Origin of the sequence: Oceanobacter mangrovi, from assembly GCF_019740315.1 — a bacterium.
In the GTDB taxonomy this organism is placed as follows: domain Bacteria; phylum Pseudomonadota; class Gammaproteobacteria; order Pseudomonadales; family Oceanobacteraceae; genus Oceanobacter; species Oceanobacter mangrovi.
Map to the genome: position 1 here is coordinate 234,547 of NZ_JAHXZR010000003.1, position 18,883 is coordinate 253,429.

At 51.1% G+C, this 18,883-nt stretch carries 18 protein-coding genes; 16 read left to right on the forward strand and 2 right to left on the reverse strand.

Features of this window, described 5'->3' with window-relative positions; all coding sequences use genetic code 11:
- Positions 1-16: 16 nt before the first annotated feature.
- Positions 17-970, reverse strand: coding sequence for a helix-turn-helix domain-containing protein (locus K6123_RS07850; protein WP_221796201.1), 954 nt, complete (start codon positions 968-970; stop codon positions 17-19).
- A gap of 183 nt (positions 971-1,153) precedes the next feature.
- Here K6123_RS07850 and hsdR point away from each other — a divergent pair, with 183 nt between their 5' ends.
- The 15 genes from hsdR to K6123_RS07925 all read left to right on the forward strand — a co-directional run bounded on the left by hsdR (position 1,154) and on the right by K6123_RS07925 (position 16,949).
- Positions 1,154-4,702 (forward strand): type I restriction-modification system endonuclease, encoded by a 3,549-nt coding sequence (hsdR, locus tag K6123_RS07855; RefSeq protein WP_221796204.1) that lies wholly within the window; start codon positions 1,154-1,156, stop codon positions 4,700-4,702.
- A 74-nt stretch (positions 4,703-4,776) separates the two neighbouring features.
- Positions 4,777-5,322, forward strand: coding sequence for a hypothetical protein (locus K6123_RS07860; RefSeq protein ID WP_221796207.1), 546 nt, complete (start codon positions 4,777-4,779; stop codon positions 5,320-5,322).
- 72 nt (positions 5,323-5,394) lie between these two features.
- Positions 5,395-5,790 carry a hypothetical protein gene (locus tag K6123_RS07865; protein ID WP_221796210.1) on the forward strand — a complete coding sequence of 132 codons (396 nt, stop codon included), beginning with the start codon at positions 5,395-5,397 and terminating at the stop codon, positions 5,788-5,790.
- A gap of 9 nt (positions 5,791-5,799) precedes the next feature.
- Positions 5,800-6,447: a hypothetical protein gene (locus K6123_RS07870; protein WP_221796213.1), complete on the forward strand. Its 648-nt coding sequence runs from the start codon at positions 5,800-5,802 to the stop codon at positions 6,445-6,447.
- A 75-nt stretch (positions 6,448-6,522) separates the two neighbouring features.
- Positions 6,523-6,879, forward strand: coding sequence for a hypothetical protein (locus tag K6123_RS07875; protein ID WP_221796216.1), 357 nt, complete (start codon positions 6,523-6,525; stop codon positions 6,877-6,879).
- On the forward strand, positions 6,831-8,204 hold the full coding sequence (locus tag K6123_RS07880) for a B12-binding domain-containing radical SAM protein (RefSeq protein WP_221796218.1): 1,374 nt from the start codon (positions 6,831-6,833) through the stop codon (positions 8,202-8,204). Before K6123_RS07875 ends, K6123_RS07880 begins: the two co-directional genes overlap by 49 nt.
- Positions 8,182-8,754 carry a dTMP kinase gene (locus K6123_RS07885; protein ID WP_221796221.1) on the forward strand — a complete coding sequence of 191 codons (573 nt, stop codon included), beginning with the start codon at positions 8,182-8,184 and terminating at the stop codon, positions 8,752-8,754. The genes K6123_RS07880 and K6123_RS07885 overlap by 23 nt, the downstream gene beginning before the upstream one ends.
- Before the next feature lie 144 nt (positions 8,755-8,898).
- Entirely contained in the window at positions 8,899-10,083 is a 1,185-nt protein-coding gene (locus K6123_RS07890; protein ID WP_221796224.1) for an AAA family ATPase, read from the forward strand.
- A gap of 18 nt (positions 10,084-10,101) precedes the next feature.
- Positions 10,102-10,638, forward strand: coding sequence for a hypothetical protein (locus K6123_RS07895; RefSeq protein ID WP_221796227.1), 537 nt, complete (start codon positions 10,102-10,104; stop codon positions 10,636-10,638).
- Between the two features lie 51 nt (positions 10,639-10,689).
- The gene (locus tag K6123_RS07900; protein ID WP_221796231.1) at positions 10,690-12,357 is read left to right on the forward strand and encodes a class I SAM-dependent DNA methyltransferase; all 1,668 of its coding nucleotides are present in this window, start codon (positions 10,690-10,692) and stop codon (positions 12,355-12,357) included.
- Between the two features lie 265 nt (positions 12,358-12,622).
- Positions 12,623-14,149: a restriction endonuclease subunit S gene (locus K6123_RS07905; RefSeq protein ID WP_221796233.1), complete on the forward strand. Its 1,527-nt coding sequence runs from the start codon at positions 12,623-12,625 to the stop codon at positions 14,147-14,149.
- Between the two features lie 106 nt (positions 14,150-14,255).
- The gene (locus K6123_RS07910; RefSeq protein ID WP_221796236.1) at positions 14,256-14,948 is read left to right on the forward strand and encodes a hypothetical protein; all 693 of its coding nucleotides are present in this window, start codon (positions 14,256-14,258) and stop codon (positions 14,946-14,948) included.
- A gap of 37 nt (positions 14,949-14,985) precedes the next feature.
- Positions 14,986-15,951, forward strand: a complete 966-nt coding sequence (locus K6123_RS07915; protein ID WP_221796239.1) for a restriction endonuclease — start codon at positions 14,986-14,988, stop codon at positions 15,949-15,951.
- A gap of 148 nt (positions 15,952-16,099) precedes the next feature.
- Positions 16,100-16,333: a hypothetical protein gene (locus tag K6123_RS07920; RefSeq protein ID WP_221796242.1), complete on the forward strand. Its 234-nt coding sequence runs from the start codon at positions 16,100-16,102 to the stop codon at positions 16,331-16,333.
- 22 nt (positions 16,334-16,355) lie between these two features.
- Positions 16,356-16,949, forward strand: coding sequence for a hypothetical protein (locus tag K6123_RS07925; protein WP_221796244.1), 594 nt, complete (start codon positions 16,356-16,358; stop codon positions 16,947-16,949).
- 121 nt (positions 16,950-17,070) lie between these two features.
- Here the strand turns inward: K6123_RS07925 and K6123_RS07930 are convergent, their stop codons facing one another.
- On the reverse strand, positions 17,071-17,433 hold the full coding sequence (locus tag K6123_RS07930) for a hypothetical protein (RefSeq protein WP_221796247.1): 363 nt from the start codon (positions 17,431-17,433) through the stop codon (positions 17,071-17,073).
- A gap of 700 nt (positions 17,434-18,133) precedes the next feature.
- Here K6123_RS07930 and K6123_RS07935 point away from each other — a divergent pair.
- Positions 18,134-18,712: a 4-vinyl reductase gene (locus K6123_RS07935; RefSeq protein ID WP_221796250.1), complete on the forward strand. Its 579-nt coding sequence runs from the start codon at positions 18,134-18,136 to the stop codon at positions 18,710-18,712.
- Positions 18,713-18,883 lie beyond the last annotated feature (171 nt).

Below are 18,883 nucleotides of genomic sequence, written 5' to 3' on the forward strand. Positions count from 1 at the left end.
GGCCGTCCAGCAACACTCACCACAAACGCTTTTTCTGCCGGGTTGCCGACGGCGTCTCGCCAAACAACACGCGGTATTCCTTGCCAAAATAGGCCTGATGGGAAAAACCATAACGGGCCGCAATATCCCCAATCGGCTCATCCGAACCCAGCAAGGCCCGCCGGATCTGGTTCAGGCGGATGTAACGCAGGTATTTCGACGGCGCAATACCGGTCACCTTCTCAAAGCTGTAATTCAGCGTGCGGCGCGGAATATTCAGAATCTTGCACAAGTCCAGCACACTGGCAGCGGAGCCTTCACTGCTGAGCGCATATGCCAGACTCTGGCGGACGATATACAAATGCTGGTTACCCAGTGGCTTCCAGCGCTGCTCGCCCTGGTTGCGGTTGGCCGTCAGATCGAGCAATACATCCACCAGGGAATGACTGAACTGACGCTCGTCCAGTAACAGCGACTGATTCGGGTTCAGCAGCTGCCGCAAGTTGTTCTGCAAGATCGTCAGGTGACTGGAAGACAATTGCGCAGCATGGGTGCGCTGCACCGACATCAGCGCAGCGAAATCGGCATCACTCAGCAAAGGCTGCAAATAATCCTGATCGAAGGCGATCATGGCGTAATCGGCATGGGCCGGGCTGACCCAATAGACATCACTTTCATACGGCAACAGCGTCAGGCCATCGTAGGCAATACAGCGCGACTGATCCGTGGTTTTGCCATCGTCCTGCAGGCTCAGCGGCACAAACAGGCTGATGCGATGAGACGGTGTGGTGGCCTGCTGGGAAACCGTAATATTCAACTGTTCACGGAACAGCTCAATGCCTTCCAGCTGCACGCTGTTGAGCGACCCCTTGAAAGCACCTACATCGACCTGGTCATACTCCTGGTTCCAGCCAACCAAAGCGGCTGCCAGGCTGTTAACGTCCTGAGCCTGCTCGTCGGAATTCCATTGGAAATGCTGCTGGTCGACCATACTGCGCGCCCGGAAATGGTGGGGTTCAGAGGGATATGATGGCGGAATTGGCGGGATTCAACAATCATGAGTCTTGCGGAGTCGCTTCAGTCTGAGCCGCCGGACAATACTCCGATTTTCTAACTACCGTGAGGACGGTATCTGGGGTAATGTTGATGAGCCAATATCTGTCAGGGATGCAGTATGGAATCGACAAACCCAGTTGCCAGTAATTTTGCTTTTTTACATGAACATGACCCGCTGTTTGTCGAGCTGGCTGGAGCGGCAGAACGGGCCTTTGCAAGTGATCCGAATACCACGCTGATCAAGTTACGCCAGCTGGGCGAAGCATTGGCGCAACACCTGGCTGCTCGTGCTGGTATCGAATTTGATAGCCAGACATCGCAGTCCGACCTGCTTTATCGGCTGCAGCGAGAATTGCGGCTGGAGCCGGTTGTGAAAGAGCTGTTTCACACCCTGCGTATCGAAGGCAACAAAGCCACGCATCAATTCCGAACCCTGCATAAAGAGGCCATCAAAGGTCTGGTGGTCGCGCGTGATCTGGCCATCTGGTTTCATCGTACATTTGGTAAAAACACGCATGGCTTTAAGCCCGGCCCCTTTGTTCCACCGCAAGACCCCAGCGCACAACTGCAAGCCCTGCAGCAGAACATTGCCAAACTGAAAACCGAGCTCGAAAACGCCAACGAGCAGCTGGAAAACAACCAGCAGTTGAACCAGCTGATCGAGCAGGAAAAATCCGAGTACGAAGCGCTGGCAATGGCGATGGATGAAGAATCCCGCACCCTGGCCGCACAAGCCAAACAGCACGAAGCCAAACTCAAGCAGCAGGAGCAGGAGTACGAAGCCCGTATAAAAACCCTGCAACAACAACTGGCCGAGCAAGACGCCAAACAACGTAGCGAGCAGAAAGACCAGCTGCGCAAGAGCACCCGCTCCGCCAGCGACCAGATTACCCTCAGCGAAGAACTGACCCGCATTCTGATCGACCAGCAATTGCAGGAAGCGGGCTGGCAAGCCGACACCGATGCGCTGGACTATCGCAAAGGCGCGCGTCCGCAAGCAGGCAAGAACATGGCCATTGCCGAATGGCCAACACGCTTGGTTGGCAACAATGGCAAAGCTGAAAATGGCCGCGCCGACTACGTGCTGTTCTGCGGATTAACCCCCGTCGCCGTCGTCGAAGCCAAGCGCGAAAACACCAATGTGGCCGGAAAAATCGGCCAGGCTGAGCGCTATAGCCGCGGTCTGAATATCTCCCCCGACCTGACTCCTGCATGGCAACTGGCAGGCATGACGGTCGCATGGCCGGATGAAGAGGAAGGCCACTATCAGGTCCCCTTTGTTTACTCATGCAATGGTCGACCTTATGTGAAGCAGTTAGCGGAACAGTCCGGCACCTGGTTCCGCGATGTGCGCAGCATCTCCAACCTGAAACAGCCTCTGCAAAGCTTCCACACTCCAGCCGGTCTGCTGGATCGCCTCAAACGCAGCAAGCAACTGGCAGAAGAGCAACTCAAAAACGAGCCCTTTGGCTACCTGAAGCTGCGTGACTATCAGCAAAAAGCCATTACAGCGGTAGAAAACAAACTCAGCCAGGGCGTACGAGAAGCGCTGCTGGCGATGGCCACCGGCACTGGTAAAACCCTTACCATCATTGGCTTGATGTATCGCTTCCTGAAAGCCGAGCGATTCCAGCGCATCCTGTTTCTGGTCGACCGCACTGCACTCGGCACCCAGGCTATCGACGCCTTCAACGAAGCGCCGCTGGAGCAAAACCAGACCCTGAGCAAAATCTACAATGTCGCCGAACTTGGCGACATGGCAGCCGAAGCGGAAACCCGCGTGCAGGTGGCGACGGTACAGGCCATGGTCAAACGCCTGTTCGCCAGTGATACTCCGCCATCAGTAGACCAGTTCGACTGCATCATCATTGACGAAGCCCACCGTGGTTACACCCTCGATCAGGACATGAGCGAAGGCGAGCTGGCGACACGAGACGCCAGCCAGTACCTGTCGAGTTACCGCCGCGTGCTGGACTACTTCGACGCCGTAAAAATTGGCCTGACGGCCACACCGGCCAAACATACCAGCGATATTTTTGGCGCACCGGTCTACACCTACAGTTATCGTGAAGCCGTCGCCGACGACTGGCTGATCGACCACGAACCGCCAATCCGCTTTATCACCGAGTTAAGCCAGAACGGCATCCAATTCGACAAGGGAGATACCGTTGATGTGGTCAATACCCAAACCGGCGAGGTCAAAGCGGAAGAACTGGACGACGAACTCAACTTCGAAGTAGAAGCCTTTAACAAGCGGGTCATCAACGAAAACTTCAACCGAGTTATCTGCGAGCAACTGGTACACGAACTGGATCCGTTCAGTGACGAGAAAACCTTGATTTTCTGCGCCACCGACCTGCACGCCGACATGGTTAAACGGTTACTCGATCAGGCTTTCAAAGACCTGTATGACGAGGAATACAATCAGGCCGCCGTCGAAAAAATTACCGGTAAAAGTGACAAGGTCGACCAGCTGATAAAGCGCTACAAAAACGAGCGCTATCCCAACATCGCTATCACCGTCGACTTGCTGACCACCGGCATCGACGTCCCGAAAATCTGCAACCTTGTGTTCATGCGCCGGGTTAAATCCCGAATCCTCTATGAGCAGATGATTGGTCGAGCTACTCGCCGCTGCGACGACATTGGCAAAACCGTTTTCCGCATCTACGACCCGGTCGACATCTACGCAGCGCTGGATGCGGTCAACACCATGAAACCGCTGGTGAAAGACCCCAACATTACACTGGAGCAACTGGCCGAAGAGCTGACCGACCCGGAGTCGCTGCAAAAAGCACTCAACGCACCGGGTGAAAAAGCTAGTACCAGTCAAGCCGATGCCGTGCTTAGCCAACTGAGTCAGAAGGTCATGCGGGTACTGCGCAAGGCCAGCTCAAAAGCCGAACATAACCCGGCCAAATATCCGCAACTAAAACAAAAGCTCGACGAGCTGCACGACCTGTGGGGTGTAGAGCCAAGCAAGCTGCACCAGCATCTGCACGATCTTGGCCCACAGCAGGCCGCCGACTTTATCCGCCGCAATGCCGGGCTGGTAACCCAGCTCGCCGACGTCAAAGTGCTGATTGGCAGCGAGCGCCTGCCGGTGATTTCAAATCACGAAGACGCCATCAAGGAACGGACCCAGAGTTACGGAGAACACAAAAAGCCGGAAGACTACTTGAGCAGTTTCAGCCAGTTTGTACGCGATCACATCAACCAGTCGGCCGCGCTCAGCGCCGTGGTCAACAAACCGCGCGACCTCACCCGAGCCCAGCTAAAAGACATCAAACTACTGCTCGACCAGGCTGGCTACAGCGAAGCCAAACTGCAAACGGCCTGGCGCAACCAAACCAACCAGGACATCGCCGCCAGCATCGTCGGCCATATCCGCCGTGCGGCACTGGGCGAAGCTCTCAAGCCGTTTGAACAACGCGTCAACGACGCCATGCAAAACCTGCTGACCAACCACGCCTGGACACCGGCCCAGAAAAAATGGCTCGACCGCCTCGCCAAACAACTGGTACACGAAGTCATCATCGACCATGAATTCGTCAACCAGCGCTTTGGAGACCAGGGCGGTGCCAAACAGCTCGACAAGATTCTGCAAGGGCAGCTTGATCAGGTACTGAAAGAACTGGGCGAAAGCATTTGGCCAGAGGCCGGGTAAACGAATAGGAAGAATAATGGTATTTTTATGCAGTAATGCTGCTAAAAATGATATTCATAAACAAGGAAGAGAGTATGATCGAGAACCTAATAAAATTCATATATATAGTCGCAACGACTGGTTTTATATTGATATTCATTAAATTCAAATTCGTACGTGAGTTTTTATACGTAATATTCGGCATTATCATCTTGTTTTTAGTGTTTAATTTCGCATTTAATGGTGAATTCTGGTTTCTTGATCTTTCCAAGCTGGAACTTTTGGGTTTTATCCTGATTGCCTATCTGATGATTTCAAACTATAAATATTCAAAAATTCATTCCTTGCCACTACACCATTCATTAAAAACAGATTTCATATATTTTGGATTGCCGGCTTTTTACATGAGTATTACTCTTGTTATTCTACTAGTTAGGGAGATTTCAAAAAAAAATTACGGCATCGAATCAGCAGAGGTTGTATTTACTGACACAAACAGGTCTACAATATTATTGCTCATAGTAATAATACCCCTCATTATTCGTAATGTTAATCTTCATTTTTCATCCGTTGCTGATGAAGTCTTATCTGATGACAGTGCTCCTGAAGTCAAGCCTGCATCAGCACAACAAGACCAGTAAGAAGAAAAGACACAAAACATCGAAGTGGCTTCGGAAAAAGCGGAATAAACAGAGAATCCAGAGATATTTGATATGAAAAACACGATTTTGATGATTGTATTGACCTTGTTTTCCGGTACCTCTTTCGCCAATAAAGAAACAGATTATTTAATAGAAGGTTGTAAGCAACTGGCCAACATGTACGACAATCGTTCGGATTTAAACTTTCTGAACAATATAACACTATCACCATCAGACACCCTGATGGCAGGATATTGCAAGGGAGTAATTGATTCATTTATATCGTTCGCATCGGTTCGTGCATATAGATGTGGCAGATATAACAACGAGTACTGCCAGAAGCAACTGTGTTCCGAATCAAACTGGTACAATATTGCAAAAAAAATTGCTCTCAAGGAACCCGAATCAGACATTGATTATAATGAGAGTATTAATGTAGAAGATATTATTGTCTCTGGTTGTCAATAGACCAATTTAATGAAAAGAATCCCTGAAGCCATTCGAGACATGTTTGGCATAGAGTCTGCCGCGGAAAGCAAATTTCTGGCAGATAAGGCCAACTCGTTTCATCGAAACAAGCTATTTAAGGTCGAAAAAAAGTCAGGTGTACAAAGGGCAACAACCTATATCAGCAAAGAACAGGAGGTCGTCCTCTTCAATGCCCTTTTACTTAATTCGGTGTTCACCGACCCTAAACAGGTTAAACAAATATTCGAAAACCCCAAGGCCCGAGCTGACGCAGCAGAAACCTTGCGATCCATGTTACTAAACCGCACCACTGTTTGCGGCATGGCATTGGCCAGCGCAGAAACAACCCTGTTGGTTACATCACTGGAAGGCAACTTCGACCTCTACACGGAAAAGCTCCCAAACCCATTTGAAACACTACCGCAAATGCTGCTCGGACCTCACACCAACTTGCTAAATGCCTTGTTGGCTCAGGCTTCGGTATTGGACCCCGTCGACTCTGTACTCGCAGCCTGGGTCGCTGGCGACATAGAACGCGCCTACCAACTGGCCAACAAGATCGATAACTCTGAGCCAGTAGCTCCGTTTCTGGACATGGTCAGAAATCGGTATCACGAGCTTCAGCGCTTCTCGAAACTGCTGGACGATTTTTTTTAAAAAATTGTTCAGCAAGCGTTGTTAGTGCAATGCACTAACAAAAGATGACTTCGTACTTAACCAACGGAGTCTCTTATGAATAACTCAACCCTCTGCACCACCCGCACTGGCAAGCCACGCGCCTGCTACTCCACACAAGAGCAGGCCCAATCCGCTGCAGACTATGCAGAGTCAGCCTATGGCAATGCCATGGTGCCCTATTTCTGTAATCGATGTTCCTATTGGCACCTTTGCCCTAAGGACCGGCATACACCCAGCACAATTTGCAATCACTGCACCGATGGCAATGGCCGCCCCAAACAGCTTTATTTAACTTACGAATCCGCCAAAAAACGTGCCCAACTTCGTTATGAGGAGGATGGGGTTCTCCTGAATGTGTACGAGTGCTGCCACAATCGCGGCTGGCACCTGACCAAGAACGATCTGTGGTGAGGTGCGCTATGACCAAGTATGTAATTTTGATTTCACTGGATTGGGAGCGGCCGCAAGATGGTCGCTCCAGCCTGGGCACTGCTTCCATTGCCGCATCGTTGAAAACAGCCAACATTCCCTTCGATCTGATCGAGGCCGCTGTTAATGACCATGACTTTGATGACAAGGCTTTCCAGCAACAAGTAATGCAACAGATCGATTTGCGCAACTCAGAGGGCCATGAATGTCTGGTAGGTATCGGGGCTTTTATCTGGAATGAACCCGTTACCCAGCAGCTGACCCAAGCCATTCACAACTCAACTTCTGCTGCCATCGTTCTGGGCGGGCCACAAATTTCCTATGCAAAAGCCGGAGATCTGGAAAGGCTCTACCCATTTGCTGATGTGTTTGTCCGTGGTCATGGAGAAAAAGCCATGGTCGCCCTAGCTACAGGAGCATTGCCAGACGATTTAGGAATTCACTTTGCGGGCCAAACAGACCTAGGCAAAAAGGCAGAATACACACTGGAAGAACTGCCATCGCCTTACCTCACAGGCATTCTGCAGCCGGGCAAAAAAGTCCGCTGGGAAACCATGCGTGGCTGCCCATTCAAATGCTCGTTTTGCCAACATCGAAGCTCGACCGACCGCTACAAGCTCAAAAACCATCAACTCGACTTTGAGCGCATCGTCAAGGAAGCCCGTTTATTTGCCCAGAGTGGGGTAGAGCGTATTTCGATTCTCGACCCAATCTTTCACCTCGACGTCAAACGCACCGTTGAGCTTCTGATATTGTTCAATGAGATTGGCCTGACCGCCGAGCTGGCATTGCAGTGCCGATTTGAATCGGTCAAAGACGAGTTTCTGGATGCCCTGCGAGGCCTCAATGTTGTGCTCGAATTCGGTTTGCAAACAGCAATTGAAAACGAGGGCAAACTCATTGGCCGACCGAATGACCTGACCAAAGCCGAAGCAGTTATCCAAAAACTGAAAGCTCGCAACATTCGCTTCGAAGTGTCGTTGATCTATGGCTTGCCGGGACAAACGCTCGCCAGCTTCAAAAAGTCTCTCTCCTGGTGCTGGGAACAAGGTGTTGAGAATATCCGCGCCTGGCCGCTGATGATTCTTCGTGGCACCGAACTCGACCACCAACGAGAAGAATACGGATTGATCGAATCATCCGACGAAGCCATACCGCACGTGGTCGCCAGCAACAGCTTCAGTCATACGGAATACCTGCAAATGCAAGCGCTCGCCGACGCTTGCAACCCCGAAAACATTCAGGTGGCGCACATTTCTAATAAACCTCCAAAGGAGTTGAATCATGCCATCTTTTATCGTGCTTGAAGCCCTAGACGGCGTCGGTAAAACCACACTCGCCAAGAATCTGGCTGAACACTATGGCTACACATTTCTGACCACGCCCGGCAAAGAGCTTCAACCGCTGCGCGGAGACATCATCAAGGGATTGGGCGACTCCCAAACCGCACGGGCCTTGTTTTACGCCGCTACGGTTCAGTCTGAGGGGGAGCGTGCCGGAATCTTGCGCCATCAAGGCCAGAGTGTCGTGATGGATCGCTACAGAGCCTCCACGATTGCCTATGCCAAAGCCCGTGGCGTCACTGCGGATGTGGAATCAGCGCTCTCACAGGCTGTTAAACCTGACCTCACCATCTTGCTGACATTGGATGAGCAAGAACGCCAAATGCGCTTGGGTCAACGTGGCACCACCGCTGAAGACCTGGAAACCCTGCAACCGGGATTCCGCCAACAAGTGATGTCCGGGCTGCGCCAGCACTGCGATATAGAGCTGGATGTATCCGGTCTCAATGAACCACAGGCGCTGATGGCCGTATGGCAGCTGATCAGTGCCTTGCCAGACAGGGTTAACCGCTGACCTGTATAGATTTTCCTGATTTCTATCAACAACACTGCCGACCTGTATAGAAAACCGGTTTTTCTATACAGGTTGCATAAACCCCATTGCCTTATCTTTCAAAAAAAACCAAAATCAACAAAATTTTGTTGATTGTTAAAGAATATGATAAAAAATCTGGTGTTCGAAAACTTCTACAGTTTTGCTGAAGAAACCATCATCGACTTCGGTTTGGGCAAAAAGCCAACGCCATCTGGCTACGATATCGACATCGCCGGTGAGCGCTGGAACAAGGCGATTGCCATCGTTGGTGCCAACGGTTCCGGTAAAACCCAATTACTGAAGCCGTTGGCGTTTTTGAGCTGGTTTGTTTCCAACTCCTTTCTGAAGAACGATCCGGATGACCAGATTCCTTGTTCGCCTCATATGCTGCAGAAAGATCAGCCAACGCGTTTTGAACTGGAGTTTTTGCTCGACGGTGTCGATTACCGCTACCAGCTGGAGCTGACGCCCAAAGAAGTTATCAACGAAGCCCTGTTTGCCAAAACCAGCAGCCAGTTCAGCTATTTGTTCAAACGGGAAAAAGCCGAAACCGGCTACCGCTTCAAACAAAAAGGTTTCCCTTTCGCTAAAACCAAAGCCGAAGAACTACGTGGCAATGCCTCTCTGATCAGCGCTGCCCACAGCTACGACGTAAAAGAAGCGCGCGCATTGGTGGAGTTTTTTGATCGTATCCAAACCAACGTCAACAGCAGCGGCCGCCGTCATTTCCAGTTTGATGCCGTCATTCATAGTGCTGAAAAGTTTGAGAAGCAGTCCGAGCTGAAAACCCGCATGTCCGAAGTGATGAGCCGCTTTGATCTGGGATTGACCGGCGTCGATATTCGGAAGGCGATGGGCCGTAATAGCAGCGGCCAGGAAGAAACCATCTACCTGCCGTTTGGCCAGCATAGCAGCGACGACGGCCAGAAGTTTGAACTGCCATTTTTCGAAGAATCCAGCGGCACCCAATCAGCCTTTGTGCTGCTGGAACCCATTCTGAAAACCCTGCATCACGGTGGCATCGCCGTCATCGACGAACTCGATAATGACCTGCACCCCCACCTGGTGCCTGAGCTGATGGACTGGTTCCGCTTTGAGCACACCAACCCCCATCAGGCGCAGCTGATTTTTACCTGCCATTCGCCGGAAGTGCTGGATCGTTTACAAAAGCATCAGGTGTATCTGGTCGAGAAACAAAATCAATGTTCGGAAGCCTGGCGGCTGGATGAGGTTGCAGGATTGCGCGCAGACGATAACCTCTACGCCAAATATATGGCCGGGGCACTGGGTGCCGTACCCGATCTCTGACCGCGCAGGAAGCACTCCATGGCCAGACAGAAGAACAGCAAACAACGTACAGTCGCCGAAACCACATTACTGGTTGTCGGCGAAGGCGCGGACGATAAAGCTTTTATCACTCATATGAAAGGGCTGTTTTACCAACGCCAGCCCGGCCAGAAAGGCCCCAAAATCGAAGCCGGTGATGGCGGCTCTGCCGATGTCATCATCACCAACTCGCTGCGTACGTTTCGTAATGCCGCCTACAACCGCAAATTACTGGTGCTGGATTCAGACCTGCCGCCTTCACTGGCCAAAGCAAGAAAGGCAGAAGAAGCCGGTTTTGAAATCATCCTCTGGGCACCTCAATGTCTGGAAGGCGCGCTACTCGACGTACTGGGCGAGACCGTGAATAGCCATGAAACCAGCCAGAATCTGAAAGCCCGATTACATCCGCAGTTGGCAGATCATCACACCAAACCGGAAGCCTACGGCGTTTTGTTTACCAAACCCGTGCTGGATAACACCCAAAACGCATCCATTATTGCGGTAAAAGACGCGGTAAAATACGTCACAGCTTCCTGAACACATAGCATCTGCCTCTCCACAGGATTGAGCTTGACCCAAGGACACCCCATGACCAATAACGATATCGTTCAGAAACTCTGGAACCTCTGCGACGTACTGCGCGACGACGGCATCAACTACAGCGATTACGTTACCGAGCTGGTGTTGCTGCTGTTTCTGAAAATGGTGCACGAGAACAAAGACTTCGGCACCCTGCACAAGCACCCGCTGCCGGAAGGCTGCCGCTGGACGGATTTGAATAGCAAGTCCGGTATCAACCTGCTGAACGAATACAAGGCCATTCTGCTGGCGCTTTCCACCGGCAAGCGCACGGTTGCCGACCTCACCGACCCCAGCAAAACCATTGAGCTTCAGGTGCACGAAGACCCATTGATCAGCGCCATTTACGCCGATGCCCAAACCCGCCTGCGCGAGCCGCGCCATCTGGAGCAGATCATCAAACGCTTTGATGAAATCGAAGACTGGTTCAGCGACGAAAAAGACGGCCTTGGCGACCTCTACGAAGGCCTGCTGGAAAAGAACGCCAACGAAACCAAATCCGGCGCGGGCCAGTACTTCACCCCACGGGCGCTGATCAATAGCATGGTGCGCTGTATTCGCCCGCAACCCGGTGAAGTGATTCAAGACCCGGCGGCAGGCACCGCAGGCTTCCTGATTGCCGCCCATGAATACATCAAAGAGCAAACCGATGACCTCTTCGACCTCACCGACAAACAAGCCGAATTCCAGAAGAAACAAGCCTACGTCGGCGTCGAACTGGTGCCCGGCACCCGTCGACTGGCACTGATGAACTGCCTGCTGCATGGCATGGAAGGCGGCAACGAAGGCGCAGTGTTACTGGGCAACGCCCTCGGTCAGGTCGGTGCCAATCTGCCCCGCGCCGATATCATTCTCGCCAACCCGCCGTTCGGCACCGCCAAAGGTGGCGAAGCCAGCATCACCCGAGACGACCTCACCTTTGAGACCAGCAACAAACAACTGGCGTTTTTGCAGCACATCTACCGCAACCTCAAACCCGGTGGCCGCGCTGCCGTGGTGCTGCCGGACAACGTACTGTTCGAAGCAGGGAAGGGCACCGACATCCGCCGCGACCTGATGAACAAGTGCAACCTGCACACCATTCTGCGCCTGCCCACCGGCATCTTTTACGCCCAGGGCGTGAAAACCAACGTACTCTTCTTCACCAAAGGCTCGGCAGCCGACCCGCTGCAAGAAGCAGGCTGCACTCAAAACGTCTGGGTCTATGACCTGCGCACCAACATGCCCAGCTTCGGTAAACGCACACCTTTCACCGAAAAACACCTCGCCCCGTTTGAAGCCTGTTATTTCACCGGGAGCGAGCCTTGTCATTCTGGCGAAGGCCGGAATCCATTGAACATCAGCAACCGCACCGAAGGTGACTGGTCGTTCGACTCACAAAACGCAGAAACTGATACCGCCCTGACCGACGATGATCGCCTCAATCACAGCCGCTGGCGCTGCTTCTCCCGCGATTGGATCGCCAGCAACAAAGGCGACTCGCTGGATATCTCCTGGCTGAAAGACAAAGACAGCGTCGACGCCAGTAACCTGCCGGAACCCTCGGTACTCGCCACGGAAGCCAAAGACGAACTCGAACAAGCGTTAGCCGAGCTGGAAGGCTTGTTAGCCGTTCTGGGGGAAAGCTCCGGGAGCGCGGGCGGCTCGCCCGCAAAAGGCGCGGAGGATGCTGAATGAGTTTGCATAAAATCGCTGCCGGGAGCGCGGGCGGCTCGCCCGCATATTGCGTGAATACCGTCGCTGGATGCTGGACGTCTGAAGCCGGACGCATACCGGCACTCGTAGGTCGGATAAGCGCAGCGCCATCCGACAACACCGCTTTGTCGGATGGCTCTCGCTTCGCTCGTTTATCCGACCTACGTTCTGCATTCCATGCAGGAGCTGGCTTGCCTGCGATTGATGCGGGCCAGCGGCCCGCGCTCCCGGCACAGGAGGCTTGGGTATGAGCGTAGAAAACAAGCTGCCGGAGGGGTGGGTTGAGTGCTCAGTTGAGTCACTTGCGAAGTTTATCGATTACAGAGGTAGGACTCCGAAAAAGACCGCTGATGGCATTCCTTTAATCACAGCGAAGAATATTCGTGACGGATTCATTAGCCGAGAACCTCGCGAGTTTATTGCAGATGCGGATTACGATGACTGGATGACCAGAGGCATTCCAAACGTAGGCGATGTCGTTATTACCACTGAAGCTCCTATGGGAAATGTGGCTCTTATTGATATAGAGGAAAAGTTTGCCCTTGCACAGCGAGCAATCTGCCTTCAAACCTATGAGGCAGGCTTGGGGAGATATCTTCATTACGCGTTGAGAAGCCCAATATTTCAAAAACTACTGACTGAGAACGCAACTGGTACAACGGTTAGCGGTATCAAATCAGCAACGTTAAAGAAACTGGAAATCCCACTCCCCCCGCTAGCCGAGCAACAGGTGATCGCCGATCAGCTCGACACCCTGCTGGCGCAGGTCGAGGCCACCAAAACCCGCCTCGAACGCATCCCCGACGTACTCAAACGCTTCCGCCAATCCGTGCTGGCGGCAGCGGTCAGTGGGAAGCTGACTGAGGGGTGGAGAACTATTAACGTCACCGAGAACGTATTGAGTGCGATAGAAAAAAGGAATAAATCCAAGCAAGGCAACCTTAAACTAAGAGGTAAAAATAGCTGGAATGATATAAACCTTTATGAGCTTCCTGAAAATTGGGCTTGGATTGAAAACCACAATTTGGCTTGTGATTCCTCAAATGCAATTTGTGCTGGCCCGTTTGGTACAATTTTCAAAGCAAAAGATTTCAGGGATGAAGGCATCCCAATTATTTTTCTCAGACACGTAAAAGAAGAGGGATTCAATCAAAACAAGCCCAACTACATGGATGAAAATGTTTGGGCAGATTTGCATCAAGAGTACACAATACATGGCGGCGAGCTATTGATTACAAAGCTAGGAGATCCGCCTGGAGAGTGCTGTGAATATCCTGAGGGTAATGGGGCTGCAATGGTCACTCCCGATGTGTTGAAAATGGCAGTTGACGAAGTAGTTGCTGATAAAACTTATCTGAAACACTTTTTCAACTCTCCCGAAAGTAAACGATTAGTATCCGATGCTGCTTTTGGGGCAACCCGATTGCGAATCGATATTTCTTTATTTAAAAGATTTCCGATACCACTCCCCCCCATCCCCGAACAACAAGAAATCGTCCGCCGCGTGGAGCAGCTCTTTGCCTACGCTGATTCCATCGAACGACAGGTCGAGGCGGCGCAGCAGTGGGTGAGTCAGTTAACCCAGTCTATTCTGGCGAAGGCGTTTCGGGGTGAGTTGACCGCCGACTGGCGGGCGGCGAATCCTGAGTTGATCAGCGGTGAGAACTCGGCGGAGGCCCTCCTGGCGCGGATCAAACAGGAACGCGAGTCACAAGCGCCGAAAAAACGCGGCTCTGGTAAAACAGGCGGGCGTAAAGAGAAAGCCGAGGCCTGATAACCTCGTTCCCACGCTCCGCGTAGGAATGTAACAGCTCCAGCTCTGGGCTCCACGCATGCGTGTTCGAGCCCGTAACAGACATCTGACAAAGACAAGGAAGACCATGAGTACATACGACGCATTTACCATCAGTGGCTATCACGTGAAATCCCGTCAGGGCATGGACCACTGGAGCGCCATTCTGGAAGAATGGATTTTGACTATCGAGCGTTATAGCCGTTTGTGCGAAGGCCGGGAGGCGCCATTTGTGTTTACTGAAGTCGCCAATGTGGGTTTGCTGGCCGCTGCAGTATGGCGCAGTGGTGGTATCGCCACCCAGGAGTATGTTGCGACCAAAGGCGTGAAGCACCGCCCTAAGTGGACTGGTCGTGTTGACCTATGGCTGTACAGCAATGGCAAGGAGCAAATACTTGAGGCCAAGCTGAATAACCTGCCGGTTGAACACAATCAGGACGTGTCCGGGTTTGTTGAAGAAAAACTGGGCATCGCGCTGGAAGATGCCCGTCAGTCCAAAAGCACCATGGATGTGGATAGTCTGGGGACGCTGTTTATTGTGCCATCGATCACGTTGAACCAGGTCAAAAGGCTTGATGATTCTGACGAAGAATATGTTTACCACCAACGATTGGAGGAATATATCGATGCCATTCTGGATACCAACAATTATCAGGCTGCGGCCTGGTGTTTCCCCAAAGAAATGCGCTACACCCCGGATGAAGAAGGTTTTGAAGAGGGTATCAAGGGTGACGGCAAGGTTTACCCTGGTGTTGTGCTGTTGTTGAAGAAATATCGTTAAAACCTGTTCCGGCTTATTCAGATTAAGGACCGATACTGTGAGCTACACCCACCTGCCGAAATTCGATGATCTGTTTGTTCCGATTCTTGACTACCTGAATCAGTATGCGGAGCAGGCTTTTCAGTGGCGCAAGCTGGAACGTCCTATAGCCGATCACTTCAACCTGACCGAAGAAGATCTGGCGCTGGAATATGCGTCCGGTAACGGCACCGTGTTTCTTGATCGTTTGTCGTGGAGCATCAGTTTTCTGGTGAACGCGGGTTTGGTGCAGCGCCCCAAACGAGGCGTTTGCCAAATCACAGCGAAAGGCCAGGAACTGATTGAAACGCCGCAGCAGATCGACGGTTATATGAAGGATTTTCGGCGCGAATATCAAAAGCAACGGCATCAGCAGATGGCTGATACCAGCTCGGAGAAAACTGCTGTTGCGCCTGTTACGGAAGCTATCGCGGAGTCGGATGCGACTCCGAGCGAGCAGCTCAACAACGCTTACGAGGCGATCCGCTCCACGGTGTGTGAGCAGATTCTGGATACGATTCTGAGCAAGTCGCCCTACGAGTTTGAAAAACTGGTGGTCAGCCTGCTCGACCGCATGGGTTACGGCGGTAAGGTTGCCGACGCAGCTCAGGTAACCAAAGCCTCTGGTGACGGCGGTATCGACGGCATCATCAAGGAAGATGTATTAGGCCTGGGCCGTATTCATCTGCAAGCCAAACGGTATAAACGTGACAATGGCATCGGCCGCGAAGACATTCAGAAGTTTGTTGGCGCGCTGGCGGTTGCCCAATCCCAGAAAGGCGTATTTATCACCACTTCGTATTTCACCAAAGAAGCCCGAAACTACGTTGCCAATCTCAACGGTATCACGACCATCGTGCTGATTGATGGCGAACAACTGGCTGGCTTCATCTACGACTACGGCCTTGGGATGCAGGAAGAACGGGCATTGGTAGTAAAGAAAATGGATGCAGATTACTGGGACGATATGCTGGATTCAGACTGATATTTCAAAACATGATGATATTCACATCACTAGAAACTCATGTCTGCCTGATATGAAGATTCTCTCAAACCGGAAAGGCTGATTTGGATTCGTAAGTGGTATTTCATTCCAATACGGTGGACGAAATTATTGGAACAAAGGAAAGGTTATGTCTCAGCAGGAAGATATTCGTTCGGTTATTAATGGTATTTACGATGTAGCAGGTATTAAATATCAGTATTCTGGCCTTGTTACGGAAAAAACGGCAGCAGTTGTCGGAGATATTGTTGAAAATATTCGCTCCTGTAGCAGTTCTATGAGCTGGGTTCCCAGGCCAACGGGTGGCAAGGCCACAATCAGCTGGGTAATCAGAAATTTGGGGGGAGTTTTATCAGGGAGCTAAAGGATCGGAAGGTTTCTCTCACTTGTTCAAAAGCAGTGCTATTGAAGAAAAAAACCGATCTGGAGCTTTCTCGTTTCGGCTTATGAATATATTTCCTTTGGCTCTGATCACTGCGCTGCTGATCACGGGGTGTAGTTCTATATCCAAGTCCTCTGATGCCGGTTTATTGGTGATTGATCCTTTCACCATTGAATTGGAGCAGGGGGAAACTGTGGAAATTTTCAGCTTCACTGGTGATGATGCTGGCGCCAATGTATTGATTGGGAAAGACACAGACAGTGGCTTTCTGCTGAGCAAGAATACCCTGACGTCGTTGTTTCACGGCGGGCCTGAACGGTTGGGAATTGGAGTGGATGTATTTCTGAGCCGGTTGGCCGATGCTGGTATTTCTTCTGCTGATTTGACTATTTATCGTCAGGCATTGGGTATTTCCGTTGGTACCAGAACGCGCTTGTTACATGTTGATGATTGGCTTTTTCTGGTCATTGATGCAGACACATCCCCGGTGGCTTATGGGGTAAATCCAGCCAGTCAGATGGGGTTTGAAATATTCCACGGTAACGGATTTGAGTCGCTGCTGATGTTTGTGTCTGCTTTGAAAATCCGCGTCTCCTGAGGCCTTACTCCACCAAGGCTGCGTTCCTTTCCTATCCTGGCGGGGGGAACTACCGCTGAAGCTTATGCTATTGGCTAAGATGAAAAGGGTGCTGCGACCATTTTAAATAAATCCATTTCCTCTAATGGTGCCTTGCTCCACCGATAAATATCGCGCCAAAAATCATATAAAGAAATCCGATTACCATCCAGTACGACAGGATAAAATCAAAAATAGATGCACACTTTTTTATATCGATATTTCCATAATGGTCTTTGACCCATGGGTGATTCTTGTTGTAAATAGGAACAGTGACGGCCAGAGCGAAAAATATTGATCTTAAAAATTTGCCATATAGGCCAGTCATTATGTCAGGCGGCTGGAATTTTTCTTCAGCCGCTTTTTTTACTTTTTTCCCAAGTGTGAAGCCCAAAATGATAGGGGCTACTATTACACCAAAAGCTGCAAGGAGGAAGGCGATAGCTTGCCATGTATCTTGGCTCATAAGTCCTCCTTGTTTTTAATGGATAATATTATATTTAATTATGTTGCATCCTTGGGTTGGTTCTCAAATTCAAGCGCGCATCATAAATGTCATACCCTTAAATCAACTTTCTGTAGGAATATGTGAGCAATTTGGCGAAATTAAAATCGTCACCCAACTTTGCTCTTAATGACGCTCCGCGTTTGGTGAGTAGGAATGTCAACGTTAAAGATTAATATTTATCAGATCTCGTATACGCGTTCCTGAAGCTGTGAAGTTATTCGATGATATTCTGCTATCGAGGATTTATATAGCACATCCCCGGTGGCTTATGGGGTAAATCCAGCCAGTCAGATGGGGTTTGAAATATTCCACGGTGACGGATTTGAGTCGCTGCTGATGTTTGTGTCTGTTTTGAAAATCCGTGCCTCCTTAGGCCATACGCCACTAAGGCAGCGTTCCTCCTGGTGCTGGTGAGGGACGCTGGCGCTGGCTTTGCTGTTACTCCGTCGCTCACTGAGGGTTTCTCCTCTCATCCCTCTCAAGCCGCCACTACCAATTCAACCCGCCGAAGCCGCCAATTCGCTTCCAGATTCTCCGCTGTCGTTTTTGGTAACTTCCAAAAATCCCCTCATCCATAGACTGATCTGTATACCGAACCCTTGGGTTTTTCCGTTTTTGCCCTTGGGTTCGTTCCCAATTTTTGAAGCGAGACAAGATCATGAGCTACCACGCCCCCGAGATGCCGATCCAGGTGGATGATGAAACTGGCGTTTGGACTACCGACGCTCTGCCGATGCTGTATGTGCCGCGTCACTTCTTTGTGAACAACCACATGGCGATCGAGAACGAGCTGGGTGCGGAGAAGTATGCCGAGATCCTTTATCGCGCTGGTTACAAGTCCGCCTGGTACTGGTGTGAGAAGGAAGCCGAGTGTCACGGTCTGTCTGGCGATGACGTTTTTCATCATTACATGAAGCGTATTTCCCAGCGTGGTTGGGGTTTGTTCATTACTGAAGAGCTGGATATTGAAGCCGGTGTTGCCAAAGTACGTCTGGAAAACTCTTCCTTCGTTTACCAGTACGGCAAGGTGAATCGCATGGTCGATTACATGTTCACTGGCTGGTTCTCTGGTGCCATTGATCAGATTGCCAAGGCTCAGGGCTTCGCCACTCGCACGCTGACTGCACAAACCCAGTGTGCCGCCCAGGAAGGTTGTGACGTCGGTTATTTCGAAGTGAAGCCGGTTGTGACTGAAGCAGATGCCGCGCTGTGGGAATCTCTGCAGCCAGGTTTCTGATTGTGAATCGGGGTTCTGGTCTGCCTGGCAGCCGGAATCTCCACTGGTAGGTTGGGCCCTGCCCAACAGCTGATGGGCAAAGCCCATCCTACGGGTTGATGGATACACAAGCGCAGGTCAGTCAAGTCCATCCTGCGGTTTGATGAATAGACAGATGTAGGTTGGGCCATG